This is a genomic window from Pseudomonas bubulae (genome assembly GCF_037023725.1).
GTDB lineage: Bacteria > Pseudomonadota > Gammaproteobacteria > Pseudomonadales > Pseudomonadaceae > Aquipseudomonas > Aquipseudomonas bubulae.
The window spans coordinates 13,203-31,611 of the sequence record NZ_CP146078.1 but is presented as its reverse complement, the minus strand read 5'-3'; the positions used below and the strand labels follow the sequence as shown (position 1 = coordinate 31,611).

Here is an 18,409-nt window from a genome sequence, read left to right as displayed (position 1 = left end):
TCGACAGGAGACAACCATGAGTAACGGTTTTCCATCACACCGCAGCTTTACCCAGCAGCGTGAACAATTCCTCGCCGCCGCCGAGGCCGTCGGCGCCCGTCTTAGCCATTACCCGCACCCATTGCGCGGCCCGTTCGCCGAGGCCCTGGGCACAGATGTGGCCCTGCTCGGCAACCCCCAGGCCAAACGGGTGTTGGTGGCCTTGAGCGGCACCCACGGCGTGGAAGGTTATTACGGCTCGGATTGCCAGCGCCAATGGCTGCAAACCTTCAGCGAGCGCAGCCTGCCCGACGACGTCGCGGTACTGATGATCCACTTGATCAACCCGTGGGGCACGGCCTGGATGCGTCGGGTCAACGAGGACAACATCGACCTCAACCGCAACTACCTGGACTTCACTAAGACACCACCCGACAACGCGGCTTATGAAACTCTGCACCCGATCTACACCTGTACCCAACTGCGTGGCCCCGAACGTGAGCGCGCCGATGCCCAGCTCAATGAACGGATCAGCCGCGAGGGCTGGTCGGCGGTGATGTCGATTGTCGAGGCCGGTCAGTATCGCCATCCCGATGGCCTGTTCTACGGCGGTAACAGCTCAAGTTGGTCGAACCAGACCCTGCACCGGATCCTCGGCGAACACCTGGCACACGCCGAGGTCGCGATGTGCTTCGACCTGCACACCGGCGCGGGCGATTATGGCCATCCGATGTTGATGACCATTGCCCAGGCCTCGTACCCGGCACTGCCCCAGGCCCAGGTGTTGTTCGGGCCCTGGCTGTTCACCCTGATGACCAGCGCCAACAGCCAGAGTGACACCGGCGTTGCTGCCACTGCCACCGGTTACACCTCCCAGGCCATCATCAACGCCTTGCCTCATGTGCAACTGATGCCGTTCGTGATCGAGTGCGGCACCTACCCTGGTCAACAAATCCATGCGGTGCTGCGCGACGATCAGTGGCTGCACCTACACGGCGACCCAACCGGCCCCGAAGCACGGCAGATCAAGTTGCAACTGCTTGAACAATTCTTCCCCGCGGACAGCGACTGGCAAGAGTTGGTGTGGGTGCGAACGCGGCAGATCTGGGAACGGGCGTTGTCCGCGATAGGCACGCGCGGCGGTCTGTAAAACGCACAGCACCCAGTGTGGGAGCGAGCAAGCTAGCTCCCACAGGAGATGTTCGTGGGGACGCGATAAACACTTAAGAGAACCTAAACCAAATATCAGTTTTATCCATCTATTCTTACTCAACTGGCCTCTCGTATTCTGGATACGTCGTTAGCCACGATCCGAAGAATAATAAGGAGAGACCCCATGTTTATGCGCAACGCCTGGTATGTCGCCGCCAGTGAAACCGAACTCGGTGAGCAACTGTTTGCGGTCAAGCTGCTGAATGAGGCGGTAGTGCTTTACCGCAAAGGCGATGGCACCCCGGTCGCCCTAGAAGATGCCTGCCCGCATCGCAAACTGCCGTTGTCCTTAGGGCGGCGCCAAGGTGACGACATCGAATGCGGTTACCACGGCCTAACCTTCGACTGCTCGGGCAGTTGCGTGCGCGCCCCCGGCAGTAAGCACGTTCCCCAAGGCGCCAAGGTGCGCAGTTATCCGCTGGCCGTGCGCTACGGCCTGATCTGGATCTGGATGGGCGATGCCGAGCTGGCCGACGCCAGCAAGATTTGCCACGTGCCCGAATGGGGCGATCCGGCCTGGGGCCTGAATCGTGGCGACAGCATGGTCATCCCCTGCAACTACCTGTACATGACCGACAACCTGCTCGACCCCTCCCACGTGGCCTGGGTTCACCAGTCCTCCTTTGGCAGCGCCGCATGCGCCCAGGAGCCGCTGCAAACTACGGTGACAGACGTCGGCGTGATCGTGTCGCGGTGGATGCGCGACATCGAAGTGGCGCCGTTCTACGCCAAGTTCGTCAAGTTCAGCGGCAACTGTGACCGCAAGCAGCATTACGAAGTGCACTACCCGGCCCAGGCCATCATCAAGGCCATCTTCACCCCGGCCGGCACCGGATCGGATGCCGGGCCGGTGCACGAACAGGTGTTCTTGATGAACTCCTACAACTTCATGACCCCCATCGATGAATCCACCACCCGCTACTACTGGTTCCAGGTGCGCAACTTCGACCAGGGCAACGAGGAAGTCTCGCGCCAGTTCGATGAGGACGTACGTCACGCTTTCGCCGAAGACCGCGTGGTGCTCGCCGCCGTCCATCAAGGCATGGCCAACAAGTGCAGCCCCAATATCGACCTGGCCTCCGACTCGGGACCCCTGCGTTTCCGGCGTAACCTGGCCAAATTGATTGCCCAGGAACAACCTGCGGACTTGATCCCGCTGGTACAGGCCAGACCGCAAACAGCGGGGGTTTGAGATGAGCAGCCAACCCCAAGGTTTCAAGGCTTGGCGGGTGATCGAGAAAACGCCGGAAAGCGCGGTCATTACTTCCTTCGTCCTCGCGCCGCAGGACGGTCCTGCACCCATGGACTTTCGTCCGGGGCAGTTCCTCACGGTGCGGCTGGTGTTGGGCGACGGCACTCGAGTGCTGCGTAACTACAGCGTCAGTGCCCTCACGGACAACCCGCTCCAGGTACGAATTTCGGTCAAGCGTGAACCCGCCCCGTTCGATCGCCAAGACCTGCCGGCCGGACAAGGTTCCAACCACCTGCACGACGGCGTGCGGGTTGGCGACGTACTCGACATCGCAGGCCCATCAGGCACCTTTGTGCTGGACGAGCAAAGTCCAAGGCCGGTGGTGCTGTTCAGCGGCGGCGTCGGTTTGACGCCCATGCTGAGCATGCTGCATCGCCTGAGCGGCCAGTCGATGCGCCCGGTGCACTTTCTGCACGCCTGCGAAAACGGCGCGGTGCATGGGTTTCGCGATGAAGTGCTGGCCCTGGCCGACCGGCGCCCGGGCATTGAAGTGCACTTCTGTTATCGCAATCCGAGCGAGGCGGATCGTGACCGCTTTCACAGCCAGGGCCTGATCAGTCGCCAAACCCTGCAAAGCCTGCTGCCGTTGGACGACTATGATATCTACCTGTGCGGCCCCAGACTTTTCATGCAGGCCAACTGGCGGCTGTTGCGCAGCCTTGGGGTGGCCCGCGAACGAATTCATTACGAGTTTTTTGGCCCGGCGACGGTGCTTGAGGAAGACGACGTCAGTCCAGCGCCGCCACCTGAGCCGACGCTGAGCGAACCTGTGGCAAAGGACGGTGCCGTAAGTGTCTGCTTCATGCCGTCCGGCACCCGCGTAGCCTGGGATGAAAACTGCCATTCATTGCTCGAATTGGCCGAACAGGCGGGCCTGACTCCGGCGTTCAATTGCCGGGCGGGCCTGTGCAATACCTGCCAGGTGAGCTTGCGCGAAGGTACGGTCGAGTACTTCGACGACCCGCTGGACGCTCCGCAAAACGGTGACATCCTGTTGTGCTGCACGCGGCCCACCAGTGCGATCACGGTGCAACTGCGCCAATAGTAAGCGCTGTAGGCGAAGTCGGCCGCGTGTCTGATGCTGGGTGCACGTAGGACAGATCACCCTCTTTGTCCGGGCGATAACCACGTACAGGGTTCCCGCTGTAGTACATCGAGAGCGAGTCGCGCAGGGCTTCTTGTGGGTTCGGATTCGCGGTCAGGGCTTTGGTGTAGTTCTTGACCATCAGCTCGCTAATCGCCTGCAGGTTGCGGCACGGCTCAAACGCTTGGGCGTAGCTCAGGCCGAGAGCCCGCATGTTCGTCACCAGGAACTGGCCAATACCGACCGAGAAACGGAAGCCTTCGCGCTCCAACCGTTCGGCGGTGGCCACCGCTTCACGCAACGACTTGGGCTGACGCTCCAATCGGCCATCGACAACCCCAATAGCGTAAGGGTTGTAGGTCGATTCATTGCCGATCAATGACTTTAGGGTCTGCGGATGCACGGTAGGCGCGCACTTAACGGCCAGCTCAGAGAACGGCACCGGGGCTTGTTCATCGGCCCAGGCCTGGCCGAGAGTGCAGGCCAGTGCCAACAGCGTTACCGCGAACTTAGGCAGCTTTTGCATATTGAACCTCCGAGATGTAGCGACGGCCATCAAAGCCGTACTCCCACTGAATGACGACATCGATCAGTTGCCGCGAGTATTCGATCAGTTGCGACTTGTTCATTTCGGCGCCGCCACGCGCAGCCATAGACGCCAGGCGGTCGAACATCATTTCCGGCGAGTCCGAGTGAATCGAGGAAAGTGAACCGCTGTGACCGGTGTTCAACAGCTCCAAAAACGGGAAGGCTTCGCCGCCGCGGATCTCGCCCATGATTGCCCGGTCGGGGGTCAGTCGAAGAATCGACTCAAGCAGGTCAAACGGTGTGACCTTGGCGCGACCTTGACCGCCACGTGAATAGATCAGGTGAACCACGTTCTTGTTGGGTGTGCGGATCTCGCGGGTGTCTTCAATGGTGACGAGACGTTCATGCGGATCAATGTGCTCCAGCATCCCGTTGAGCCAGGTGGTTTTACCCGCGTTGGTCCCGGCTGAAATCATGATGTTCTTGCGGGCTTTCATGATCCCGATGAAGAACTCTTTCCAGCGCTTAGCGCGATACAGCGCTATCAGGTGATCGTCGGAATAATCGCTGTGCAACCGAGGCTCGTTGATATGCTCGAAAGCCCCGGTGTCCTGGTATTCGTCCAGGGTGATTTGCTTGATACCGGGCTTACGGATACAGACGATGCCGCCAATGTGCTGTTCGACCGCAGGCGCCAAGACAACCTGCACGCGGTAATCGCCGCGCTGGTTGTCTGGCACACCCTCGGCGAGATTGATCGGAATACGGCCCGACAGAATCGGCGTATACGAGTCAACCTGTTGCCCGGTATGAGCGGCAATCACCTCACCGAGCGAGGTAATTAATCCAGTTGTTACCCCCTCGATCTGCACCGGCTTCATGAACCGACTGCCGTGATAACCGGCCCAGACGTTGCCAGGGCCGTTGATCGCAATTTCGGTCACTTCTGGATCGTCCAGCAGCGTGACCAGGTTTTTCAGTTTGGCGCGGAACGATGCAATCTCAGACATACCGCTTCCTCACTGGATGAAGGTGACGCCGCCACTCTTGGCGTGCTCGATCTCGGCCTCGAATTGCGAGGTGAAATCCAAATCGCGCTGCAGGTAGATCACCACACGCGAGCCATGGGGCACGGTCAAAGTTGGTTGGATACTGGCGTAGCGACCCAGGATCGTTTGGGCCGACTCAGACGCGGCTTCCTGTACTTCCGTGCGATAGCGTGACGCCGAGTTTTCCTGATCGCCGGACGACACTCCGGTATTCGAGGCACCGGCGCCGATGATCGAAACCGCTGCAGCAACACCGAAGATTTGCCCCCAATGGTTATCGACTACGCCACCTTGACCAGCGGTGCCCAACTGGTCAGAGCCCGCGCTATTGATCGCGATCTCCGTTGCTGGGCGTCCAGGCAGGTTCGGCGTACGTAACCAATTCCAGATGGTGAACAACCGTTCTTGACCAGGGCGAAGACTGGCGTTGTAGCTGCCGCAAACCGTCGAGCCCCACGGAATCAGAACCCGACGACCGACAGCCGCGTAAACGTCCTGCTGAATGTCTACGCAGATCTGCCCCGGCAACTGACTTTGGGCGCGGGGCTGCAACACAGCCTCGATAACAGCGCCCTGCAGAACCTTGTACTCCAGGTTTTCCATCTTGCGTACCTTGGATACCGTAACCCCATCGGTGAACGTCGAGGATGCGTAAGCGCTATTGGCATTTGACGGGACAGGAGCGTTTCTATCGCTCCCCACGCCCAAGGATCCAGACCCACCCTTCTGACCCTCAGCTTCATCCGTGAAGCCCTCGTCTTTCGCAGTGGCGATGATGGCCGAGCGTTGACGTGCGGCCTGCATCTTCTGTTCTTCAAGCTCACGTTGCAGCTCAATGGCCTGGCGACGCTTCTCGGCTTCGCTCATACCGGTTTGATTTTGACGGTCTACCACAGTGCGCGGCGTGTCAGCGGGTGCAGTGCTGCCGTCATTGCTGACAGGAGCGACCTGCGCCGCTTGACGCTTGGGGGTTGGATCCTGCACACGGCGCGGCTGTGCGGCAGTTATCGCGTCATTACCAACGCTGTTCCCGGCTACAGGTTCATCACTGTGTTTTAACCAATAGACATTGCCCGCACAAAAACCCTGGCCAAGTTGGCCAACCACACGGCAAAAAGGCTACAAGCGCAAACGGGAGGGGTTGTTGATATTTGCGATACCTTCAAGCGTGACTGGGTGTTGCGCAGCACCGATGTTTCCGAAGTTTGGGGAGTCGGCCGGCGAATGAAAGCTCATCTGGATGCGATGGGTATCAAAACCGCGATGGACCTAGCAAAAGCCGATCCGTGGACCCTGCGCAAGAAATTCAGCGTGGTGATTGAGAAAACGGCAAGGGAGTTGTCCGGCACGTCGTGCCTGGAGCTGGATGAGCCAAATCCTCCCAAACAGGAAATATGTTGCAGCAGGGCGTTTGGCCAGCGTTTGACTGAGTTACCGGCGATTCAAGAGGCGGTGGCCACCTACATGATGCGGGCATCCGAAAAGCTACGGGCTCAGCATTCATTGTGCAAAAAGGTTCGCGTCGGTATCCGTACTGGAATGTTCAACGCTTCAGAAGCCCAGTACGCGAACAGCGTCGTCGTTGATCTTCCCTACCCAACTGACGATGTTCGGATGCTCACGAAGGTCGCCACCAAGGCCGTTGAGCGGGTGTACCGCCAAGGCTACCGATACAGCAAAGCCGAAGTGATGCTGCTGAATCTATGTCAGCCAGGTGAATACACTGATGATCTTTTCGCAAGCATCCAGCCCACCGACTCGACAAAGGTTATGTCGGTACTGGATGAAATCAACAATCGATGGGGTCGCGGCACTCTACGGGTGGCCAGCGTTCCAACGAGCCCAGAATGGGCCATGCGGCGCAGCCTCATGAGCCAGAGTTACACGACGAAGCTCGATCAGTTATGGCGTGTCAGTTGCTCGTAGAGCGGCCACAAAATAAGAATGCCCTAATCGGGCATTCTTCAGGAGCAGTCGTTACAGGTCGATTTTGGCCATTTCTTCAACGATTTTCGCAAACTTCACCGGGTCGTTATGGTAGGCGCTGTAGGCATCGAACCCCTTGTCGGAGAACGAGTTGTAAAGCGAGCCCTTGCCAAATATTGCGAACCGAGAACCCTTGATAATGCGGCACAAACGACGTGCACCATCAAGCGGATCACCGTTTTCGCTGTAACCGTTGTCCCACGAGGACAATGGTTCATACGTGCCAAGGCGCACTTCAGTAAGTTCTTCGACGTACTCACTACGCGCGTGTTCTTCCCCTACTGGGTCGAGTGCGTCGACCTCAAGCACGAAATTGGCCTCATGCTTGTACAGTCCGGGATTCCAGAATGTGAGCTTTACCGGCCGAACGACGTGGACGAAACTTTCCAGCCCTCCTTCATGTGTTGCCCACTCCAATGTACCTTCCCGCGAAAGCTGGGCCGCTCTCAAGTCGAGCCCACCGCCGTCAGGATGGAACATATGGTTCACTGGGCTGGAAATCGCGTTCAGCACGCGAACAATGTCGTTTGAATCCGTCCACTCCGCAGCCTCAGGGATAGTCCCCTCAAAGAGCGCTGCAACAATAGCTTCCCATTTTTCACGCAGTTCCTGCTTACCGTCATCTGTCATCCCAATCCCCTTGCTTGCTTATGCTGACAGATCCGGCTCCGTCACTTTCGATGGAGACTATATCGCTAAATCAGGCAATTGAGCTGCGCATCGAGCCCTCGCCCTTTCTGGCCTTGCAGGCCTCCACGTTCCGCGCACCGGGCTTCGCCGTAGAGCAGTCAGCCGCGGATTTACGCTGCAATCGTTCCCTGTGAAATTAAAATCCTGGCTCATTTAGGTGCGGTTGGCTGATCTAGCTCTTATTGTCATTTTCAGAAGACGACTGCACCCAATGTCAGAAGTCGATTGCACCTCTGGAAATGACAATCGAATTTCTGTCACATTAGGTTCCTGATACACCCTTTGCATGCCTTAGACTATATTACGGGTTAAGTGACAAATTTTGATGCCCGGGCCTTTCTGCCGCAGGCTGTCACTTAATCGAACGTATACGTGACGGGTGAAAAGGTGTTGATCGGCTACATGCGGGTATCGAAGGCGGACGGATCCCAGTCCACCAATTTGCAACGCGATGCGCTCATCGCCGCTGGTGTGAGCCTTGCGCACCTTTACGAGGATCTGGCCTCGGGCAGGCGCGATGATCGCCCAGGGTTGGCTGCTTGCCTGAAGGCGCTTCGTGAAGGGGACACGCTGATCGTGTGGAAGCTCGATCGGCTTGGCCGTGATCTGCGCCACCTGATCAACACCGTGCACGACCTAACTGCGCGTAGCGTGGGCCTGAAGGTCCTGACCGGTCACGGTGCGGCGGTCGACACGACGACTGCCGCCGGCAAGCTTGTGTTCGGTATTTTTGCCGCGCTGGCCGAGTTCGAGCGTGAGTTGATTTCCGAGCGAACAGTCGCTGGACTTATCTCGGCGCGCGCTCGCGGCAGGAAAGGGGGGCGCCCCTTCAAGATGACCGCCGCCAAGCTACGCCTGGCGATGGCCAGCATGGGGCAACCGGAAACCAAGGTGGGCGATCTCTGCGAAGAACTCGGGATTACCCGGCAGACGCTCTACCGGCACGTGTCGCCCAAGGGCGAACTGCGGCCAGACGGCGTAAAGCTGCTCTCCCTCGGTTCAGCCGCATAAATGGAGGCGACCTGGAACGGGGCGCTGTTCAGTGCGGCAACGATCCGATTACCGGTGTCGACCCAGAGCAGCCGTAGAGCTTTTGGGAAAGCTGTCGTTCAACGTTTGACGTGAGGGGCCGCCGTAGCGGCGAAGCCGCGAAGGGAACCCGCAAGCGCAGCTTGTGGGCGGTCCCTCTCGACGGAATGGTTAGATGCGACCGTTTTAGTGAACACTTGCCTTAGATAGCAAGTTGAGCACAGCAACGCCGCTGATAATGAAGCCGACACCAACAAATCCCCACATATCTAGTTTTTGACCATGCAAAACCCATGCAATCGCAGTGACCAAGACGATCCCGAGGCCCGACCAAACTGCGTAGGCGATTCCAACAGGAATCGATTTGAGTGTCAGCGACAGGAAATAAAAAGCAGCAGCGTATCCCGCTACGACGATAAAAGACGGTACTAACCTAGTAAAGCCCTCACTAGACTTGAGCGCAGAGGTTGCAATGACCTCAGAAATAATGGCCGTAGCCATAAATAACCAATTTTTCAAAATATTTCTCCATGGAGTTCCGCGAAGAAATTTTAGGTTCGATTTAAGAAAAAAAACAGTCTTGTTGCTGGCCGAAATTTGTGCGCACAGCAAAGCATCTAACGCCCGCGGTAAGCTGCGCCGGAGCGAAGCGGAGGGTACCAACAGGCGGAGCCTGTTGGCGTCAGCTTGACCAAACAGTTAGGCTGGGGAGCGGAGGCAGCTTGTTGCACTTGATATCCCCTATGTTTTTGCTGATAGCGGTTCATAACCAGCATCCAAAGGCGCAACCACTGAAATGAACCGAAGTGGGCCAACGCTGGTGCAAAGAACACCGTGCACCTGCCCTTTGTTTGCAACTACGATATCCCCCGGAACAATTGCAACGGTGTTGCCTTGCTCGTCAATTTGATATTGACCTTCCCCTGAAAGGATGGTCCATGTATCTTGTCCGTCGGGGTGAATATGTGGCGCAATAGTTTGGCCGGGCTCCACATGCCAAGCCACGATAACTGAATGCGAAGATTCAACAACAGACCGTATTGGTTCTTTCTCGGCTGGCTGCATGAATTCATGGGACTTATACACGCGGTGAGTGCTCATTTTTTGCTCCGCAAATGCAAGCCTTTGGGCAGCAAGATTCGCGCCGCCCAAAAGTCTAACGTTTGGTTAAGGGGCGGGCTTTAGCCCGTCCCGGCGAGCACAGCGAGCGATTTGAACCAATTGTTAGAAATTTTTCACAAGTCGGATATCTATTTCGCGTTCGACGTACTCCCACTCCTTTGATGAACGTAACTGTGCCAATAGTTTGTTAAATAAGGCAGTATGCTCCGGGGCGAACTCGAACCAAGTTAAGAAATCGAACGGTTCACCGAGATCACGAGAATGATGCAGTTGTCTTGCGATTTCTGGAAGATAAGCCAGCCCAATCTCTGTGTGGTGTGACTGTGCTTCAAAAATATTGCGCCGTTCCTCTTGCGACATGGCCCACCACTCTGGACTTTTCTTTATTGGAATGAGCGCTGCACATGATGACGTAGGACGATTTAAGTCTTCCTGCTTTGCACGAAGTTGATTGATCTCCTGCCGTTCAGCGTACCGTACATTGCTTGTAAAGCCTTGAAGTGTCCAGGTGCCACGTTCGACCAAATTGATTGAGGGCATATTAACGACATTGACCCTTTGCACCATTTCAAGAGGCATGCCAATGACGGTTTCACAGCTTGTGACTCGCCATGAACCTTCGGAACCGCCAATGAATGAATAATGATTGTTCATGTGATGGGTGCCCTAAATGTCTAACTTTGTTTTAGGGCGACTGCCCTGCTGCGTAACATCGTTGCTGCTCCATAACATCAAACATCGACCCACGGCGTAACGCGCTTGCTGCTTGGATGCCCGAGGCATAGACTGTACAAAAAAACAGTCATAACAAGCCATGAAAACCGCCACTGCGCCGTTACCACCGCTGCGTTCGGTCAAGGTTCTGGACCAGTTGCGTGAGCGCATACGCTACTTGCATTATAGCTTACGAACCGAACAGGCTTATGTCCACTGGGTTCGTGCCTTCATCCGTTTCCACGGTGTGCGTCACCCGGCAACCTTGGGCAGCAGCGAAGTCGAGGCATTTCTGTCCTGGCTGGCGAACGAGCGCAAGGTTTCGGTCTCCACGCATCGTCAGGCATTGGCGGCCTTGCTGTTCTTCTACGGCAAGGTGCTGTGCACGGATCTGCCCTGGCTTCAGGAGATCGGAAGACCTCGGCCGTCGCGGCGCTTGCCGGTGGTGCTGACCCCGGATGAAGTGGTTCGCATCCTCGGTTTTCTGGAAGGCGAGCATCGTTTGTTCGCCCAGCTTCTGTATGGAACGGGCATGCGGATCAGTGAGGGTTTGCAACTGCGGGTCAAGGATCTGGATTTCGATCACGGCACGATCATCGTGCGGGAGGGCAAGGGCTCCAAGGATCGGGCCTTGATGTTACCCGAGAGCTTGGCACCCAGCCTGCGCGAGCAGCTGTCGCGTGCACGGGCATGGTGGCTGAAGGACCAGGCCGAGGGCCGCAGCGGCGTTGCGCTTCCCGACGCCCTTGAGCGGAAGTATCCGCGCGCCGGGCATTCCTGGCCGTGGTTCTGGGTTTTTGCGCAGCACACGCATTCGACCGATCCACGGAGCGGTGTCGTGCGTCGCCATCACATGTATGACCAGACCTTTCAGCGCGCCTTCAAACGTGCCGTAGAACAAGCAGGCATCACGAAGCCCGCCACACCGCACACCCTCCGCCACTCGTTCGCGACGGCCTTGCTCCGCAGCGGTTACGACATTCGAACCGTGCAGGATCTGCTCGGCCATTCCGACGTCTCTACGACGATGATTTACACGCATGTGCTGAAAGTTGGCGGTGCCGGAGTGCGCTCACCGCTTGATGCGCTGCCGCCCCTCACTAGTGAGAGGTAGGGCAGCGCAAGTCAATCCTGGCGGATTCACTACCCCTGCGCGAAGGCCATCGGTGCCGCATCGAACGGCCGGTTGCGGAAAGTCCTCCCTGCGTCCGCTGATGGCCGGCAGCAGCCCGTCGTTGCCTGATGGATCCAACCCCTCCGCTGCTATAGTGCAGTCGGCTTCTGACGTTCAGTGCAGCCGTCTTCTGAAAACGACAGAATCGGCCAAAGCTGCGCTGGGCCAGCTCCTGGTGCGTGACGACACCCTGTCTCAACTGGCAGCGCTCAAGCAGGACGCTAAAGATTTCGGCTGGCGTCAGATGGCAGGGGAGCGCGAGAAGCGCGCCACGCTGAAGTCCTTGCACGGGATCGCCAAGGCGCTGCTGCCCAAGCTCGGCATCTCGCAGCAGAACCTGCTGTACTACGCGAGCCTGGCGAACTTCTATACCGTCCATGACCTGCGCCACCTGAAGGCGGAGCAGACCCGGCTCTACCTGCTGTGCTATGCCTGGGTACGTTACCGGCAGCTCACCGACAACCTGGTCGACGCGATGGCCTTCCACATGAAAAAACTTGAGGACGAGAGCCGCACGGGTGCGAAACAGTCCTTTGTCGCCGAACAGCTGCGACGCCATCAGGAAACGCCGCAGGTTGGCCGCCTGCTGTCGCTGTACGTGGACGACAGCGTGGCCGATCCGACGCCGTTCGGCGAGGTGCGCCAACGCGCCTACAAAATCATGTCCAGGGAATTGCTGCAAAACACGGCGCAGCGCATGAGCGTCAAGCCACTGAACAAACTGGCGCTGCACTGGCAGGCGGTGGACGGCCTGGCCGAACGCATTCGACGCCATCTACGGCCGCTGTACGTCGCGCTCGACTTCGCCGGCACGGCCCCCGATAACCCATGGCTCGCGGCGCTGACTTGGGCCAAGAGCGTGTTCGCCAAGCAGCAGCGCCTATCACAACGGCCACTCGACGAATGTCCGGCGGCAACGCTGCCGAAACGCTTGCGTCCGTACCTGCTAATGTTCGATGCCGAAGGCACGCCGACAGGCCTGCATGCCGATCGTTACGAATTCTGGCTTTACCGTCAGGTCAGGAAACGCTTCCAGGCGGGCGAGCTCTACATTGACGATAGCTTGCAGCACCGGCATTTGTCCGACGAGTTGGTTTCGATGGACGAGAAAGCCGCCGTGCTCGCGCAGATGGACATCCCCTTCCTGCGGCAGCCGGTCAGTGCCCAGCTCGATGCACTGGCGACCGAGTTGCGTGCGCAATGGGTGGCGTTCAATCGCGAGCTGAAACAGGGCAAGCTGACGCACCTGGAATACGACAAGGACACGCAGAGACTGACCTGGCGCAAGCCCAAGGGGGAGAACCAGAAGGCGCGCGAGCAAGCTCTCTACGAGCAACTGCCATACTGCGATGTCGCCGACGTGTTTCGCTTCGTCAACGGCCAGTGCCAGTTCCTGTCGGCGCTGACACCATTGCAGCCACGCTATGCGAAGAAGGTAGCCGACGCCGACAGTCTGATGGCGGTGATCATTGCCCAAGCCATGAACCACGGCAACCAGGTTATGGCACGTACCAGCGACATCCCGTACCACGTCCTGGAGAGTACCTACCAGCAGTACCTGCGCCAGGCGACGCTACATGTGGCCAACGATTGCATCAGCAACGCCATCGCCGCACTGCCGATCTTCCCGCATTACTCGTTCGACCTCGATTCGTTGTACGGTGCCGTTGATGGGCAGAAATTCGGCGTCGAGCGACCAACTGTGAAGGCGCGCTACTCGCGCAAATATTTCGGCCGCGGCAAGGGCGTCGTCGCCTACACGCTGCTGTGCAATCACGTGCCGTTGAACGGCTACCTGATAGGCGCACACGAGTACGAGGCTCACCACGTGTTCGACATCTGGTACCGCAACACGTCGGACATCGTGCCGAGCGCGATCACCGGCGACATGCACAGCATCAACAAGGCCAACTTCGCCATCCTGCACTGGTTCGGACTTCGTTTCGAGCCGCGCTTCACCGACCTCGACGACCAGTTGCAGGAGCTGTATTGCGCCGATGATCTGGCATTGTACGAGAAATGCCTGATCCGGCCGGCTGGCCAGATCGACCGGCAACTCATCGTCGGTGAGAAGGCGAACATCGACCGAATCGTCGCCACACTGGGCCTGAAGGAAATGACGCAGGGCACGCTGATCCGCAAGCTGTGCACCTATACGGCGCCGAACCCGACGCGGCGCGCAATCTTCGAGTTCGACAAGCTCATCCGCAGTATCTACACACTGCGCTACCTGCGCGACCCGCAACTGGAGCGTAATGTTCACCGCTCGCAGAACCGCATTGAGTCCTATCACCAGCTACGCTCGACCATCGCCCAAGTCGGTGGGAAGAAGGAATTGACCGGCCGCACCGACATCGAAATCGAGATCAGCAACCAGTGCGCCAGGCTGATCGGCAACGCGATCATCTTCTACAACTCGGCGATCCTGTCCCTGCTGCTGACGAAGTACGAGGCAGCTGGCAATGCCAAGGCGCTGGCGTTGATCACGCAGATGTCGCCAGCGGCCTGGCGGCACATCCTGCTGAACGGGCATTACACCTTCCAGACTGACGGCAAGTTCATCGACCTGGATGCGCTCGTGGCGGGACTGGAGCTGGGCTGACGGAAATTTCTGGGATTCCGGCGTACAACCCCGTAAAATAGAAGAGTGAGCACTTGATTTGCTGGTGCTTTCAAACAACGGTGTTGTTTTTTTAACAGCCGAACTGGAAAGGGAGGCTGAGCTGCTCAGTGATCACTTTATCCGTTGGCTGATTTACGCCGGCATGTTCGCTACAGGCACTGAACGACAACGCAGATGGTATGGTCTGTGCGTTCTGACTCGTCAAGGATCGGCCAATGGATCGTTTGTCTAATTTGCTCTCGCGGTTCGGCGTGCGGGCCAATCTGTTCTATGACGGCGACCTATGCGGCTCTGCATCTTACGATGGCGCCGAGCGGCGAGGTTATATCCATCTGCTTCAGGCCGGCAGCGTGACGTTGCTTGGTCCCGATCGCAAGGATTTGCAGCTCACTCGCCCTAGCTTGATTTTTATGCCACGCCCCGCCAAGCATCAATTGTTTGCGGGTGAGTCCGATGGCGCAAAGTTGTTGTGTGCTTCCATGGAGTTTGAGGGCGGAATTGATAATCCTTTGTCGGCTTCATTACCGGACTGTTTGGTGCTCGCACTCGATGATCTGCCCATGCTGGCAGACACGTTGGAGTGGATGTTTGCCGAGGCGGCAAATGTGCATTGTGGAAGGGAAGCCGCGCTTGAGCGCTTATTTGAGCTCCTAATCATTCTGTTGCTCCGTTACCTGCTCGATCATCACCAGTTGCGCACCGGAATGATGGCTGGACTGGCCGACATGCGGCTTGCCCGATCGCTTTTACAGATGCACAACTCCCCGGAACATGCCTGGTCAATAGCAGAGCTGGCCAGTGAGTCAAATATGTCACGCGCTGCGTATGCCGTGCATTTCAAGAGTGTCATCGGACAGACGCCTGCTGATTATTTGTTGAGTTGGCGAGTTAGCCTGGCTCAGAAGCTGATGCGAGAAGGGCGCTCGATTACGCTGATTGCAGCTCAAGTCGGCTACGAAAGTCCTTCGGCGCTGTCTCGCGCATTTAGACGCAAGACGGGGTTGAGCCCTCGTGACTGGTTGAAAGATCTGGCGGGGGAAAATGATGGCAAAAAGGCCTAAGGCATTACTGCCTTAAGCCATTGAAAAAATTATGCATTAATTTTACGTTTTTCCAGTTCAACCAGCGAATGGCCTGCCACAAATATCGAAACAGCAAGCAACCCTAAGTCTTTAAGCAGAAACTGACCTGGCGCAACGGAAATCGCCGGAAACCCTAAACTAGGCTCAATGACGCCCGGAGTGGAAAACATAAAGCTAAGGGTTGTGAAGAACAGGCCTGCAGACAGAGCGCCTCCTACCACGGATAGTTTGGGCGACAGCATGCGGCCTGCGATCAGAGTGCCGATCGAAATCTCTAGTATGCCGAGCAGGCTGGAGAACATGTCGACCGAAAAAATGCTATACACCCATCCCAAAAGCGGGCTGTTGCTCACCAGTGGAACCAGGCCCTCGGCCTCGTAGTGGGTAAATTTCATGCCGCCGAACCAGAAGTAAATAATAGCGAGAGCCAAGTACGCGCCATAGATACCTAGCCCCATAGTTTTGGTTCCAAGCGTTAAGTGGGCCTGTACGCTGGACTTCGAGTTTTCAATGCCTATGGTTTTCATGTCTGAGCTTCCAGTAGTGAGTGAGAGTGTGTTGGCTGCCGAACGCCGTATGCGTTGGCGATGAGATGATTATGGCTGGCATCTCTAATCAAGAGGCATCAGAAAGTATTGATTTCAGTGCAGATCGTCTTGGGCGGTGCAATTCGCGATGAAGGGATCGCCGTGGAGAGCGATGAGTGCACTATTTCGATAAAGGAGTCGTTTTACATAGGTCGATGAAGCGCGTTGCGGCATCGCCTACTGTCATTTCTCAAATCTGACTATGGGGCTTGGGGCGAAGGGCGGCACTGACTAGGCTTAGAACAGCTACCAACTAGCCGCGCGGCCGCGATGCACAAAGAATGGTAACTGAGCCGTGAGTGCGGTGGGCGCCCGCATTTATTTCCAAACCCTACAGATACATCGATCTTCGACTTCAACCGGGCAGATAGCTGTTGCAGCAAGCCTATCAATCGACTTTGACGTGTTAAAGAGGATAGGTTTTCCAGGGTTGGGGAACAGCATGCCCTGCAGAACGACACACGTCACTTTTGTTAAATTAATAAGCTAGCTACCTATTGGGCATAACCTTGCAATTTGCTTCAATTTACGCACATGCACTTGCGACCTCAAAATGCAACGTAAGCCCCGAATATCTCCATTATTGTCGCCGCCAGCCTTAGTTACAGCTGCTATGATGAATGAGATCGAAAACTGAAATCCCCCACTAGAATTGTTGACTGGAGTCAAAATGAATAAAAAGCGGCCGGTTAATCTTGATATTCGAACCATTCAGCTTCCTCTCACGGCGCTTACATCGATTCTGCACCGGATTTCAGGAATTATGCTCTTTATTTTTCTGGGACTGATACTGTATATGCTGAGCAAATCGTTGGAGTCAGAAAAGGGTTTTAATGAAGTCAAGGAGATTTTTTCTTCACCTTTCGGCAAAGTTAGTTTCTGGTTGGTATACTCTTCATTTATTTATCATCTCGTAGCCGGAATTCGACACCTAGTTATGGATGTGGGTGTTGGTCATACTTTGAAAGGCAGCAATCGCGCCTCTACTATTGTTTTAGTAGTGTCGGGTGTTTTAATGGTTGCTGGCGCCGTATGGATTTGGTAGCTGTGGAGTCGTAATGCGTATTTACAAGGACTAAAAGCGTCCTTTAAAGCTAACTTACGAAAGTATTTATAATCGACGGTTCACGCTTAAACGGTTGAATCCTTTCGGGCTTCCGAATAGCTGTTAGCTGAAAGCTATCATGAGCTAAGTTTTCTGTGCATCATCAAATGTGTTAATGGGAGCGCCATAGTACTAGGTACAAATATGGCTCTAGGACAATGTTAGATGTTTTGGATTTTGAGGCGGATCGCTCTTATCGAAGATCGTCTAATTCGCTCTGAAGCGCAGGTTTTTTGAAACTATCACCTGGTTGGCACACTGTGCGAATCAACATCAGATATGAGAAAGCCAATCAGGTGAACACTACCCTCGAGGGCTCATCTGTCCAGTTAAAGCCTCGAGTCTTTCTGGGTGCGCAAAAGACAAGAAGGTTATATGGGAAAATTATGAGGCCTGGATACCATGCGTCATGGGCGTGCCGATGCTGTGAGTGACAGAGCGAGAAGCAAGTGAAAGTCCCTGAAGTAGGGGCGGGATGCGCCCGAGTGGCATTTTTTGTCTTAAGGTAGATCGCGTAGCTGTTCTTCAGAATAATCTTCAGAGCGTTGACGACAGCCATCGCTGTGCATTCCTCAAGAATAGAATGTGTCGGAAGGGTGGCGTCATTGGTGTTAGTCATCGCTTAGGATTTCTCAATCTGGCTTACACGGGCGCCTGTACCGATATCCCCGCGGATGGCGACGTATCGATGTTGAATTCCTCGCCAGACGAAGTGCAATGAGCTGCGGCTATAGGCTTGCGCAGCCTTAGATAGCCGGCCGTCGCAGGCGCGCCGGTTGGCCGGGATCTTCTTCTGCCCGTCAGGTGTCCGGTCGGAACTCCAGCACGAACGCTACGACCTTTTCGGCGGACATTTCGCACGGCTTCAACAATGTCCTATCTGATGTAACGCGGAAGAGGTTGAAGCTGACAATGTCAGTCCCGTCCAACTCCCTGGCGAACAGACTGTTGCGACGTCCGTCCCCAGATCGCCGGACGATCAAGCTGAAACGCCGGCCTTCATAAGTCCCTTCTCTGTATCCCTCCGCAAGCTTCGCGAAAGCGGCATCGAACTCGGAATGCTCCATGTCATCCATCCTTATTGATAGAACAGAGGCGCGGCGGGTGCGAGACCGCCAGTGCCGGGTCGCGCTAAGGTGCCGGGCAGATTCCTGCAGCCGACGAGGCCCGGGGTGGGCAGGATAATTGAGATG

16 protein-coding genes and 2 pseudogenes are annotated in these 18,409 nt (G+C 56.5%); 9 read left to right on the top strand and 9 right to left on the bottom strand.

The window, feature by feature from the left end; genetic code table 11:
- The first annotated feature begins 16 nt into the window (after nucleotides 1–16).
- From V6L81_RS23785 to V6L81_RS23775, 3 genes are all read left to right on the top strand, one after another.
- Nucleotides 17–1,129, top strand: coding sequence for a DUF2817 domain-containing protein (locus tag V6L81_RS23785; protein WP_019410170.1), 1,113 nt, complete (start codon nucleotides 17–19; stop codon nucleotides 1,127–1,129).
- 186 nt (nucleotides 1,130–1,315) lie between these two features.
- Nucleotides 1,316–2,383, top strand: coding sequence for an aromatic ring-hydroxylating dioxygenase subunit alpha (locus V6L81_RS23780; protein ID WP_095030922.1), 1,068 nt, complete (start codon nucleotides 1,316–1,318; stop codon nucleotides 2,381–2,383).
- A gap of 1 nt (nucleotide 2,384) precedes the next feature.
- Nucleotides 2,385–3,488, top strand: a complete 1,104-nt coding sequence (locus V6L81_RS23775; protein WP_009682427.1) for an FAD-binding oxidoreductase — start codon at nucleotides 2,385–2,387, stop codon at nucleotides 3,486–3,488.
- On the opposite strand, the gene V6L81_RS23770 is transcribed toward V6L81_RS23775, so the two are convergent.
- From V6L81_RS23770 to V6L81_RS23760, 3 genes are read right to left on the bottom strand one after another with little or no spacing between them, the layout of a single operon-like run.
- Nucleotides 3,466–4,053: a lytic transglycosylase domain-containing protein gene (locus V6L81_RS23770; protein ID WP_271351098.1), complete on the bottom strand. Its 588-nt coding sequence runs from the start codon at nucleotides 4,051–4,053 to the stop codon at nucleotides 3,466–3,468. The genes V6L81_RS23775 and V6L81_RS23770 overlap by 23 nt on opposite strands.
- Complete coding sequence (gene virB11 / locus V6L81_RS23765; RefSeq protein ID WP_048377556.1) at nucleotides 4,037–5,065, bottom strand: P-type DNA transfer ATPase VirB11; 1,029 nt, start codon at nucleotides 5,063–5,065, stop codon at nucleotides 4,037–4,039. Before virB11 ends, V6L81_RS23770 begins: the two co-directional genes overlap by 17 nt.
- A 9-nt stretch (nucleotides 5,066–5,074) precedes the next feature.
- A complete protein-coding gene (locus V6L81_RS23760) occupies nucleotides 5,075–5,971 on the bottom strand; it encodes a TrbI/VirB10 family protein (protein WP_271351097.1) in 897 nt (298 codons plus the stop codon).
- 195 nt (nucleotides 5,972–6,166) lie between these two features.
- Between V6L81_RS23760 and V6L81_RS23755 the strand changes: the two are divergent.
- A pseudogene (locus tag V6L81_RS23755) lies at nucleotides 6,167–7,030 on the top strand (DUF4113 domain-containing protein); the annotation flags it as partial.
- A gap of 51 nt (nucleotides 7,031–7,081) precedes the next feature.
- Here V6L81_RS23755 and V6L81_RS23750 read toward each other — a convergent pair.
- On the bottom strand, nucleotides 7,082–7,720 hold the full coding sequence (locus tag V6L81_RS23750; protein WP_271351096.1) for a hypothetical protein: 639 nt from the start codon (nucleotides 7,718–7,720) through the stop codon (nucleotides 7,082–7,084).
- Between the two features lie 447 nt (nucleotides 7,721–8,167).
- Between V6L81_RS23750 and V6L81_RS23745 the strand changes: the two genes are divergently transcribed.
- Nucleotides 8,168–8,791 (top strand): recombinase family protein, encoded by a 624-nt coding sequence (locus V6L81_RS23745; protein WP_003155741.1) that lies wholly within the window; start codon nucleotides 8,168–8,170, stop codon nucleotides 8,789–8,791.
- Nucleotides 8,792–8,995: 204 nt separating this feature from the next.
- On the opposite strand, the gene qacG2 is transcribed toward V6L81_RS23745, so the two are convergent.
- The 3 genes from qacG2 to V6L81_RS23730 all read right to left on the bottom strand — a co-directional run bounded on the left by qacG2 (nucleotide 8,996) and on the right by V6L81_RS23730 (nucleotide 10,585).
- On the bottom strand, nucleotides 8,996–9,328 hold the full coding sequence (gene qacG2 / locus V6L81_RS23740; protein WP_057094859.1) for a quaternary ammonium compound efflux SMR transporter QacG2: 333 nt from the start codon (nucleotides 9,326–9,328) through the stop codon (nucleotides 8,996–8,998).
- 222 nt (nucleotides 9,329–9,550) lie between these two features.
- A complete protein-coding gene (locus V6L81_RS23735; protein WP_138763661.1) occupies nucleotides 9,551–9,910 on the bottom strand; it encodes a cupin domain-containing protein in 360 nt (119 codons plus the stop codon).
- A gap of 123 nt (nucleotides 9,911–10,033) precedes the next feature.
- Nucleotides 10,034–10,585 carry a chlorite dismutase family protein gene (locus V6L81_RS23730; RefSeq protein ID WP_082412261.1) on the bottom strand — a complete coding sequence of 184 codons (552 nt, stop codon included), beginning with the start codon at nucleotides 10,583–10,585 and terminating at the stop codon, nucleotides 10,034–10,036.
- A gap of 160 nt (nucleotides 10,586–10,745) precedes the next feature.
- On the opposite strand from V6L81_RS23730, the gene intI1 reads away from it, so the two are divergent.
- The 3 genes and pseudogenes from intI1 (at nucleotide 10,746) to V6L81_RS23715 (ending at nucleotide 15,503) form a co-directional block, all read left to right on the top strand.
- Complete coding sequence (gene intI1, locus V6L81_RS23725; protein WP_000845048.1) at nucleotides 10,746–11,759, top strand: class 1 integron integrase IntI1; 1,014 nt, start codon at nucleotides 10,746–10,748, stop codon at nucleotides 11,757–11,759.
- Nucleotides 11,760–11,961: 202 nt separating this feature from the next.
- Nucleotides 11,962–14,421: pseudogene (locus tag V6L81_RS23720) on the top strand (Tn3 family transposase); the annotation flags it as partial.
- 236 nt (nucleotides 14,422–14,657) lie between these two features.
- Nucleotides 14,658–15,503 (top strand): AraC family transcriptional regulator, encoded by an 846-nt coding sequence (locus tag V6L81_RS23715; protein ID WP_003464995.1) that lies wholly within the window; start codon nucleotides 14,658–14,660, stop codon nucleotides 15,501–15,503.
- A gap of 29 nt (nucleotides 15,504–15,532) precedes the next feature.
- Here the strand turns inward: V6L81_RS23715 and V6L81_RS23710 are convergent, their stop codons facing one another.
- Nucleotides 15,533–16,051: a YkgB family protein gene (locus V6L81_RS23710; RefSeq protein WP_003464991.1), complete on the bottom strand. Its 519-nt coding sequence runs from the start codon at nucleotides 16,049–16,051 to the stop codon at nucleotides 15,533–15,535.
- 730 nt (nucleotides 16,052–16,781) lie between these two features.
- Between V6L81_RS23710 and sdhC the strand changes: the two genes are divergently transcribed.
- A complete protein-coding gene (gene sdhC, locus V6L81_RS23705; RefSeq protein WP_005005993.1) occupies nucleotides 16,782–17,156 on the top strand; it encodes a succinate dehydrogenase, cytochrome b556 subunit in 375 nt (124 codons plus the stop codon).
- An 860-nt stretch (nucleotides 17,157–18,016) separates the two neighbouring features.
- On the opposite strand, the gene V6L81_RS23700 is transcribed toward sdhC, so the two are convergent.
- Nucleotides 18,017–18,283 (bottom strand): hypothetical protein, encoded by a 267-nt coding sequence (locus V6L81_RS23700; protein WP_003464988.1) that lies wholly within the window; start codon nucleotides 18,281–18,283, stop codon nucleotides 18,017–18,019.
- Nucleotides 18,284–18,409: the final 126 nt, after the last annotated feature.

Bases quoted from the DNA above. Each gene is read 5' to 3' on its own strand.
- V6L81_RS23785 (WP_019410170.1), top strand. From the start codon at position 17: ATGAGTAACGGTTTTCCATCACACCGCAGCTTTACCCAGCAGCGTGAA.
- V6L81_RS23780 (WP_095030922.1), top strand. From the start codon at position 1,316: ATGTTTATGCGCAACGCCTGGTATGTCGCCGCCAGTGAAACCGAACTC.
- V6L81_RS23775 (WP_009682427.1), top strand. From the start codon at position 2,385: ATGAGCAGCCAACCCCAAGGTTTCAAGGCTTGGCGGGTGATCGAGAAA.
- V6L81_RS23770 (WP_271351098.1), bottom strand. From the start codon at position 4,053: ATGCAAAAGCTGCCTAAGTTCGCGGTAACGCTGTTGGCACTGGCCTGC.
- virB11 (WP_048377556.1), bottom strand. From the start codon at position 5,065: ATGTCTGAGATTGCATCGTTCCGCGCCAAACTGAAAAACCTGGTCACG.
- V6L81_RS23760 (WP_271351097.1), bottom strand. From the start codon at position 5,971: ATGAGCGAAGCCGAGAAGCGTCGCCAGGCCATTGAGCTGCAACGTGAG.
- V6L81_RS23750 (WP_271351096.1), bottom strand. From the start codon at position 7,720: ATGACAGATGACGGTAAGCAGGAACTGCGTGAAAAATGGGAAGCTATT.
- V6L81_RS23735 (WP_138763661.1), bottom strand. From the start codon at position 9,910: ATGAGCACTCACCGCGTGTATAAGTCCCATGAATTCATGCAGCCAGCC.
- V6L81_RS23730 (WP_082412261.1), bottom strand. From the start codon at position 10,585: ATGAACAATCATTATTCATTCATTGGCGGTTCCGAAGGTTCATGGCGA.
- intI1 (WP_000845048.1), top strand. From the start codon at position 10,746: ATGAAAACCGCCACTGCGCCGTTACCACCGCTGCGTTCGGTCAAGGTT.
- V6L81_RS23715 (WP_003464995.1), top strand. From the start codon at position 14,658: ATGGATCGTTTGTCTAATTTGCTCTCGCGGTTCGGCGTGCGGGCCAAT.
- V6L81_RS23710 (WP_003464991.1), bottom strand. From the start codon at position 16,051: ATGAAAACCATAGGCATTGAAAACTCGAAGTCCAGCGTACAGGCCCAC.
- sdhC (WP_005005993.1), top strand. From the start codon at position 16,782: ATGAATAAAAAGCGGCCGGTTAATCTTGATATTCGAACCATTCAGCTT.
- V6L81_RS23700 (WP_003464988.1), bottom strand. From the start codon at position 18,283: ATGGAGCATTCCGAGTTCGATGCCGCTTTCGCGAAGCTTGCGGAGGGA.